The organism is Gordonia sp. GN26 (genome assembly GCF_054823965.1).
On sequence record NZ_JSYC01000136.1, the window covers coordinates 1 to 6,261 of the forward strand.

8 protein-coding genes are annotated in these 6,261 nt (G+C 66.6%); 2 read left to right on the plus strand and 6 right to left on the minus strand.

Translation table 11 applies throughout. The annotated features are described in order from the left end of the window. Positions 1-33 precede the first annotated feature (33 nt). Both OK17_RS20000 and OK17_RS20005 read left to right on the plus strand, forming a co-directional pair. Positions 34-402 (plus strand): four-helix bundle copper-binding protein, encoded by a 369-nt coding sequence (locus tag OK17_RS20000; RefSeq protein ID WP_461418507.1) that lies wholly within the window; start codon positions 34-36, stop codon positions 400-402. A 169-nt stretch (positions 403-571) separates the two neighbouring features. Continuing rightward, complete coding sequence (locus OK17_RS20005) at positions 572-784, plus strand: hypothetical protein (protein ID WP_461418502.1); 213 nt, start codon at positions 572-574, stop codon at positions 782-784. A 25-nt stretch (positions 785-809) separates the two neighbouring features. On the opposite strand, the gene OK17_RS20010 is transcribed toward OK17_RS20005, so the two are convergent. The 6 genes from OK17_RS20010 to OK17_RS20035 form a co-directional block, all read right to left on the minus strand. Then, positions 810-2,057 carry a lipase family protein gene (locus tag OK17_RS20010; protein WP_461418503.1) on the minus strand — a complete coding sequence of 416 codons (1,248 nt, stop codon included), beginning with the start codon at positions 2,055-2,057 and terminating at the stop codon, positions 810-812. 62 nt (positions 2,058-2,119) lie between these two features. After that, positions 2,120-2,998: a hypothetical protein gene (locus OK17_RS20015; RefSeq protein WP_232717521.1), complete on the minus strand. Its 879-nt coding sequence runs from the start codon at positions 2,996-2,998 to the stop codon at positions 2,120-2,122. A 34-nt stretch (positions 2,999-3,032) separates the two neighbouring features. Beyond that, a complete protein-coding gene (locus OK17_RS20020) occupies positions 3,033-3,602 on the minus strand; it encodes a hypothetical protein (RefSeq protein WP_461418504.1) in 570 nt (189 codons plus the stop codon). 86 nt (positions 3,603-3,688) lie between these two features. Then, on the minus strand, positions 3,689-4,564 hold the full coding sequence (locus OK17_RS20025) for an aldo/keto reductase family oxidoreductase (protein WP_461418505.1): 876 nt from the start codon (positions 4,562-4,564) through the stop codon (positions 3,689-3,691). 22 nt (positions 4,565-4,586) lie between these two features. Then, a complete protein-coding gene (locus tag OK17_RS20030) occupies positions 4,587-5,411 on the minus strand; it encodes an alpha/beta fold hydrolase (RefSeq protein WP_006867039.1) in 825 nt (274 codons plus the stop codon). Positions 5,412-5,543: 132 nt separating this feature from the next. Further along, on the minus strand, positions 5,544-6,261 hold a 718-nt coding region (locus tag OK17_RS20035), incomplete at its 5' end, for an HNH endonuclease signature motif containing protein (protein ID WP_461418506.1).

The window sequence follows — 6,261 nt, forward strand, 5'->3', positions numbered from 1 at the left end:
AGAGCCTCCGACAAACCCGGGGCGTTTCACCCTGTGCGCGACGACATCGACGACGCTGTGCTCGCCGCCTGCATCGAGGCGTGCGCCGAATGCACACAGGCCTGCACCTCCTGCGCGGACGCTTGCCTCGGCGAGAGCGGCGTCGAGCACCTCGTCGAGTGCATTCGTGCCGACCTGGACTGCGCCGACCTGTGTTCGATCACCGAACGAGTGCTGCTCCGACGCACCGAGGGCAGTATCGCAGTGGTTCGGGAGACCCTGGAAGCGTGTGCCATCGCATGTGGAAACTGCGCTGACGAATGCGCGAAGCACGCCGACATGCATCAGCACTGCCGGATCTGCGCAGAGGTCTGTCGACGATGCGAAGAGGCCTGCCGCGCCCTGTTACGTGTGCTCGGCTGATCAGGGCCCAAACCCCGCCATCCGCGATCGTTATGGACGCGTTGTCGGCCGGCACGATCCGACGTCGATGGTTGCGGCCGGGCGGGCCTGGGTAGGCAGATGACTACGGTCGAGAGAGGCGCCACATCAGAGGCGCCCTGGTCGAACCCGACAGTGAGGAGAGAAGAACATGGCTCAGTACCGCGTCGTGGGCTCCGACGAAAAGGTCATCGAGGAGAAGGATTTCGATGATGCCACCAGTGCATACGACTGGTTCAAGACCGTCGCCGCGCCCGAGGACAGCCTCGGCACCGTCATGCAGGTCCATGACAACGGCGAGTGGAAGAACTTCGAGGTGTCCGACGGCGGCACCAACAAGCATCCCTCAGCCGACGCCGAGTGATTCCCGATGCCGGCGGGCGGCTGCCTCAGCAGCCTCCCGTCGGCCGTCCGGCGAACCGGTTGTCCAAGAAGCTGAAGGCCTCGACGCTCCAGGGAACGAACGCCTGGGTGTGCGACAGGCCTCGGTACTCGGCGAACGTCGTGGGAACTCCGCGGCGACAATAACTCCCGGCCAGACGCGCGACGTCGGCCGTGATCATCACCCCGTCGCCGGTGCCGTCGGAATTGCCGACACCCAACATCATCGGCGCTCGAGGAGTGCCGAGTGTTCCCATCTCGTTCTGCGAAAGTGCCCGGCGCGCACCGGGAACGCCGAGAATGCCGCCGACCTCGGGCTTGAGTAACTGACGGTCGGTGAGCCCCGGGTAACCGTCGGCGAACTGTTCGATGCACTGCCCGGCCACCTGCCGCAGGATGCGAGTGCCCTTCGGAGACAGGTAGCCGGCCAACTTCAGATCGTAGGTCTCGTTGTAGACCGCCATCAACGCCGGGATGACCCCGGACCAGTCCTTCTTGCCGTTGACGTAGCCCAGATTGTGGATGGGGTCGACGACCACTCCGCCGGCGGCTGCCCCGACGATGTTGAGCTCGGGTGCGTACTTCGGCGCCAGTTCCGCACCGAAGCCGGTGGGCACTGACCCGCCGGAGTAACCGAACAGTCCGATCGGCGTGCGGGCGGGGGCACGGAGTTGACGCAGCGTCGCCCGGAGACCGTCGAGGGCGGCGTACCCGGATTCGCGCGCGATCGTCCAGCGCAGACCACGTCCCTCGTAATCGGGCACCGACACCGTGTACCCGGCGGCCATCAGGCCGGTGACCAAGCTGATGTCGATCGGCCGCTCGGACATGTTGCCGCCGCGCAGGGTGTACGACGGGTCGCACTGCGAGCCCAGCGCGTCGTAGAAGGAGTGGTAGGACACCACGCGACGCGGTGCCCCCGGCCCGACACCCGGCGGTGAGATGACGGTGGTGACCGTCGACGTCGGGTTGCCGAAGTTGTTCGTGCTGCGGTACAGGATCTGCGTCGCGGAGATCGGCACATCCGTTCCGCGCCAACCGAGTTGAACCTGGCGGGTGCGCAGTATCGCACCCGGCGCGTGGTTCTCGTAGCCGCGCGGCGGGACGTAGAAGGGGTCCTGCGACGGCAGTTGACTCGGCGCCGCGACCGGGTTGGGCATCGGCGCGGCGGTTGCCGGTTGGGCCACCAGGCACAGTGAGACCCCCATGCCGATCACAGAGGTCAGCGTCACCAGGAACCGCAGCATCAGGCGCATGAGCAGTAATGATGCCGATGTTGCCGGGTTTTGGACGGCTTCCGGGGCATACCTGGCACAGTTCAGCCGACCGGTGTGCTCTCCCCCGCCCGTTCGACCTCCTCGACGACCGGCGACATGGCGACGACCACCGCGCCGATGACGGCGGCGATGAACGCGACCACTGCGACCGGCCCCCACCCGTCCCGGACGGTGTCGCCGAGGACGACGATCCCGATCACGCCCGGCACCACGGTCTCTCCGACCACCAGCGACGCCGACGCCGCACTCACCGCTCCCTTCTGTAGGGCGACGGTGAACATGTAGAACCCGCCCGGCCCGGCCAGGATGATGGCGTACAGGGCCGGGTCGGTGAAGAGTTCGCCGAGATCGAAGGGGTCGAGGCCGTCGAGGATTCGGACCGCGACGGCAAGTACACCGAACAGGACACCACCGGACAGGCCGGCCAGCACGGCGACCCGGCTCTGCATCCGCGGCAGGATCGCGGCTCCGAGACCGAGGATGATCACCGCCGCGGCGAGAACGGCCCAGTGCAGCCACCATTCGTGCTTGCGTCCCTCGTCGCCCGCGGCGAACCCGAGGAGCACCAGCGCCACCACGACGACGCCGATCGCGATCCAATCGCGCTGCGACAGCTTCGCTTTCAGCACGATCGTCGCCAGCACCACCGTCACCACCAGGTTGGCGCTGACGATCGGTTGCGCGAGGAACAGCGGGATCATCCGCGCCGCGACCATGTTGCCGAGAAAGCCGATGCCGTCCAGCGCCATTCCCGCGATGAACGCCACCGTCAGCATGGCCGCGATGGTCGACCGCAACGACGGCGCCTCACCCGGCCCGGCACCCGTGTCGTCGACGCTCTGCGCGCCACGTGCTTGCAGCACCGAGGCCGTTCCGTAGGCGAGCGCCGCGAAGATGGCGGCGAGGATTCCGATCAGCATCGGATCAGTATCCCCGCTCCGGCCCGAAAATCGGTCAGAGACCGGGACCTTCGGCACGTAAGTTGTCCACCTCGTCCATTGCGGCACGCAATTTGCCCAGCCACTCCTCGGTGTGAGCGCCGACGAGCTTGACCGACCAGGCCAGTGCGTCGGCCCTCGACCGGGCGACCCCGGCATCGACCAGGGTGTCGAGAACGCGCCGTTCCGGCTGACGGAGCCGTGTCATGACCGGTACCGCGAGGTGGGTGAAGAGGACTCGCTCGTCTCCGACGGCGACACCCCACGAGACCTTCCGGCCGTAGCGGGTCTGCGCCTCGTCGGCGATCGACATCCGTTCGGAGCGGGTGTCCTCGCGGAACCTCGCCGCCCGCCCCTGCGCTGCAGCCCGTGCGTCAGCATCGTCGCTGGTGTCCGGAGGTTCCAACGTTCCGATGACGGTGATCTCGTCACGGTCGACGGTGACCTCGGCCGGTCCGGAGAACCACGCGTCGGGTAGGCGGCCGGCGAACCAGGCGGCGGCGTCTCCGGCGTCGGGCAGTTCGGCTTGCTGCCAACCTCCTCGACGACCGCCCGGCCCTCGGTTTCCCTGTTGTGCGTTTCTCATGGCCGCCTCCTCGCGCGGGCGTATTACATGATTACAGTGTTACACCCGGTGCGGCGAGAAGTCACGAGCTTATTTGCCGGTTCTCGTCAGGCGCTGATGGTGTCGAGTTCGGCGATGTCGTCGTCGGTCAGCTGCAGTCCTGCACCGGCGATGTTCTCTCGCAGGTGGGCGCTCGACGATGTCCCCGGGATGAGCAGGATGTTCGGCGAGCGCTGGAGCAGCCATGCCAGCGCAACGGACATCGGCGTCGAGCCCAACCGCGTGGCGACGCCGGACAGCGCTTCGGACTGCAGCGGCGAGAATCCACCGAGCGGGAAGAACGGGACGTACGCGATGCCGTCGGCAGCGAGCTCGTCGATGAGGGCGTCGTCGTCGCGGTGGGCGAGGTTGTACATGTTCTGTACGCAGACGATCGGGGCGATGGTGCGTGCCTCCGCGACCTGCTCGACGGTCACGTTGCTGACCCCGAGGTGTCGGATCAGCCCTTCGCGCTGCAGGTCGGCGAGCGTTTCCATCCCCTCGGCGATCGAACCCTCTTGCAGCCCCAGCGTGTCGCCCATCCGCATGTTGACGAGGTCGAGCACCTCGACGTCCAGGGCGCGGAGGTTCTCGTGGACCTGTTTACGGAGATCCTCGGGTGTCCGCGCCGGCGGCCAACCACCCTCGGCATCCCGGTTGGCGCCGACCTTCGTCGCGATGAACAACGACTCGGGATACGGGTGCAGCGTTTCTCGGATCAGTTCGTTGGTGACGCGAGGTCCGTAGGCGTCGCTGGTGTCGATGTGGGTGATGCCCTGCTCGACGACCTCGCGGAGCACGGCGCGTGCCGCGTCGGGGTCGGCTGGCGGACCCATCACCCACGGCCCGGCCAGTTGCATTGCGCCGTAACCGAAGCGCGTCACGGTGGTATCGCCGAGAGTCCAGGTGCCGCCGGGGAGTGCGAGAGAAGTGTTCACGATCATGCCTTTCGTTCGGGGTGGTGAGTCAGTTCTTGAAGAAGTCGAGAAGGTCGGCGTTGATGGTCGCGGCGTTGACGGTGCACATGCCGTGCGACAGACCGGGATACACCTTCAGTGTCGCGCCGGGGACGAGCTCCACCGACAGTTCGGCGGAGTCGGCGATGGGGACCACCTGGTCGTCGTCACCGTGGAGGATCAGCGTCGGCACGCCGATGGCCTTCAGATCCTCGGTGAAGTCGGTCTCCGAGAACGCCTTGATCCCGTCGTGGTGCGCCTTCACGCTGCCGGCCATGCCCTGACGCCACCAATTCCAGATGACGCCTTGCGAGACCTCGGCGCCCGGGCGGTTGAATCCGTAGAACGGTCCCGACGCGACGTCGAGGTAGAACTGCGAGCGGTCGCCGGCGACCCCGTCGCGGAAACCATCGAAGACCTCGACCGGCAGGCCACCCGGGTTGGCTTCGGTCTGCACCATGATCGGCGGAACCGCCCCTATGAGAACGGCTTTCGCAACGCGATCGGCACCGTGGCGTGCGATGTAGCGGGCCACCTCACCACCGCCCGTCGAGTGGCCGACATGGATGACGTCGCGCAGGTCGAGATGTTCGACGACCGCCGCGGCGTCGGCAGCGTAGTGGTCCATGTCGTGGCCGTCGCCGACCTGCGTCGAGCGTCCGTGGCCGCGGCGGTCATGGGCGATGACCCGGTAACCCTGCTGAACGAAGAACAGCATCTGGGCGTCCCAGTCATCGGAGCTGAGGGGCCAACCGTGGTGGAACATGATCGGCTGACCGCTCCCCCAGTCCTTGTAGAAGATCTCGACCTCGTCGGTCGTGGTGACGAATGGCATGGCGGATTCCTGACGGTCGTGCCGGTGAGGGCGTTGATCGATGACCGCTCAAGCGTCGCCCGCGGGAGGGATTCATAGCCTCCGTCAAGTGACTGCATTCCGATTCCTGGACCGACTCAGGTCAGTAGGACTTCAGAAGGGCGGAGGTCCGTCCATCTGCTGACGTCGCTCGCGTTCCCGCTGGTTGCGGGCACGTTCGGCTCGCCGGCGCGCGTGTTTTTGTGCGAGCCGGTTGGTGGCGGGCGGGGTGTCGTCGCCCGTGAGGACCCGTGGTGTGGGTGGGGCTTGGGGTGGCTGTTCGTAGCGAATTCGGCGCAGGTTCGGGAACGAGTCTTCGAGATTCTCGGCGTCACCGGGGATGACGAACCCCTCCGGAGTGCGGTATTCGGTGACCAGGCGACCCTCGTCGTCGCGATACTGGACATCGACCCAATCACCGAAGGTCTTGTGCAGGTGCCCGAACCGGCACTTGGCGTTGAGATTCTCGCTCGACGTCGACCCACCCTGGGCAGGGTTGGTGCGGTCGTACTCGGTGACATGGTCGAGATCGGAGTCGAAAGCCGAACATCCGCAACCGGGTTCGGTGCAGTAACCGTCACGAACACGCACGAAGTCCGCGCAGGCAGTGGTCGGCCGGTACGGATCGGCCGATTGCGCACCGGGATAGACGATCACCGCATCACTCGAGGAGGTGCCGGCCGAGTCCTCGGCGACAACGCGGGCCGGTGGTGTGCGTACCGGGGTGACGGGTTTGATGGTTGCGTCGGGTCGCTGGGCGAGGTCGCGGACGTGCTTGTCGGAGACGATCCCGTGGCCGTCGACCCAACCGATCCCTGGTGCCCCGGCGAGA

Excerpts from the sequence above, each read along its gene's own strand:
- OK17_RS20020 (WP_461418504.1), bottom strand. The coding sequence starts at position 3,602 with ATGAGAAACGCACAACAGGGAAACCGAGGGCCGGGCGGTCGTCGAGGA.
- OK17_RS20005 (WP_461418502.1), top strand. The coding sequence starts at position 572 with ATGGCTCAGTACCGCGTCGTGGGCTCCGACGAAAAGGTCATCGAGGAG.
- OK17_RS20010 (WP_461418503.1), bottom strand. The coding sequence starts at position 2,057 with ATGCGCCTGATGCTGCGGTTCCTGGTGACGCTGACCTCTGTGATCGGC.
- OK17_RS20015 (WP_232717521.1), bottom strand. The coding sequence starts at position 2,998 with ATGCTGATCGGAATCCTCGCCGCCATCTTCGCGGCGCTCGCCTACGGA.
- OK17_RS20025 (WP_461418505.1), bottom strand. The coding sequence starts at position 4,564 with ATGATCGTGAACACTTCTCTCGCACTCCCCGGCGGCACCTGGACTCTC.
- OK17_RS20030 (WP_006867039.1), bottom strand. The coding sequence starts at position 5,411 with ATGCCATTCGTCACCACGACCGACGAGGTCGAGATCTTCTACAAGGAC.